Source organism: Megasphaera sp. AF13-6AC, assembly GCF_027685385.1.
Classification (GTDB): domain Bacteria; phylum Bacillota; class Negativicutes; order Veillonellales; family Megasphaeraceae; genus Megasphaera; species Megasphaera micronuciformis.
In genome coordinates this window covers 1-1,741 of the sequence record NZ_JAQCUN010000194.1, presented here as the reverse complement: position 1 = coordinate 1,741, position 1,741 = coordinate 1, and the positions used below count along the sequence as shown (strand labels likewise).

General features: G+C 46.8%; 1 protein-coding gene and 1 pseudogene. Both read right to left on the bottom strand.

The annotated features are described in order from the left end of the window. The coding region (locus tag PGX78_RS08010; RefSeq protein WP_270446395.1) for an LON peptidase substrate-binding domain-containing protein at positions 1 to 1,168 on the bottom strand (1,168 nt) is incomplete at its 3' end. Between the two features lie 76 nt (positions 1,169 to 1,244). Further along, positions 1,245 to 1,741, bottom strand: a pseudogene (locus PGX78_RS08005) (ATP-dependent Clp protease ATP-binding subunit ClpX); the annotation flags it as partial.

Below are 1,741 nucleotides of genomic sequence, written 5' to 3'. Positions count from 1 at the left end.
CGCGAATTTCCGCTTCATCCTTTATGCCGCCTAAGGAAACACGTACATACTTACGCCCCATAGCCGAGGCAATGGAGCGGGCAATACTCGTTTTACCCGTACCGGGCGGACCTACAAGGCATAAAATAGGACCCTTGGCCGAATCGGTTAACTGCCGTACGGCCAAGTATTCAATAATCCGTTCCTTCACCTTTTCCAACCCGTAGTGATCATGTTCCAATACGGTCTGCGCATTTTTCAAGTCCCCATTATCTTCCGATTCTTTCGTCCACGGCAAGGCCAGGACCCAATCTATATACGTACGGACAATAGCCGACTCAGCCATCATGGGAGGCATCTGATCAAGGCGATCCGTTTCCTTTAACAACGCCTTTTCCACATACTCGGGCAAGGCCGCCTTCTTAATCGTCTCGCGTAACTCATTAACTTCCGCGTCTTTATCTGCCTTATCGCCCAATTCACCGTGAATGACGCGAATTTTTTCGCGCAAATAATATTCCCGCTGTTGTTTATCGATTTGAGTACGAACTTCCTTGGAGATTTCCGCTTCCAAGCGGGCAATATCCGTTTCAATATCGAGAAGTCCCGTTACACGTCTAAGTCTTTCACTCACATTGGACGTTTCCAAGAGTTGCTGTTGAACTTGAAGTTGCACAGGCAGTTTGGAAACTATAAAGTCGGCCAAGACACCCGGACCGTCAACGGACTGCAGGCGTTCCGCAATTTCATCACCGTCTTTAACGCGTTTCAGCCATTCTTCAAAGCGCTTGTACATGACGCGCCGCAATGCTTCCTCTTCCATAGGATCGCCCATGAATTCGGGAATTTCTTCAACAGCTACTTCCAGGTATGCGGCCCGTTCCGAAAAGCCGTTAATGACGGCACGATACAATCCGTCTACAAGAATACGAATACCGCCGCCGGGCATGCGAAGCATCTGCTGAATTTTGACCAAAGTACCGATGTGATAAATGCCGTCTATGCCGGGATTTTCTTCACTTTCGTCTATTTGTGTAGCCACCATCAAAAGGCGATTGGTATCCATGGCCTTTTCAACGGCTTCCATAGAACGTTCCCGACCGATATCAATATGGCTCACCAATTTAGGGAATACGACAATCCCTCGAAGCGTGACGAGGGGTACGGATATGATATTGCTTTCTTCCATTTGTTTCACCTTCTTTTCCGCAAGAGCTCGTTAGAAAAAGAGAACTCATTTCCTTGGCAGAAAATGAGTTCTGTAACTACGAATCCGATGATCTCAATTTTAGCTGAGGAGCCTTGCCGTCAACAACACTTTCTTTAGTGACAATACACTCTTCCACATCCTTACGCGAAGGTGCATCAAACATGACATCCAGCATAATCCGTTCAATAATGGAGCGAAGACCGCGAGCACCCGTCTTACGACGCAACGCTTCTTCGGCAATGGCTTTTAAAGCATCATCCGTAAACGTAAGTTTTACGTCATCCATGCCGAGCATCTTCTGATACTGCTTAACAAGAGCATTTTTAGGCTCCGTCAAAATATGTATCATCGCTTCTTCATCTAAGGGATTTAACGTAACCAGCACGGGAAGTCGGCCGATCAATTCGGGAATGAGACCGAACTTCTGCAAGTCCGTAGGAATGATTTCTTTCAACAGTTCTTCTACCGATTCTTCATTTTTCTTATGAATATCGGCACCGAAGCCCATATTTTTCTCCGTACGGCGACTGCGAATAGTCTTATCGATACCGT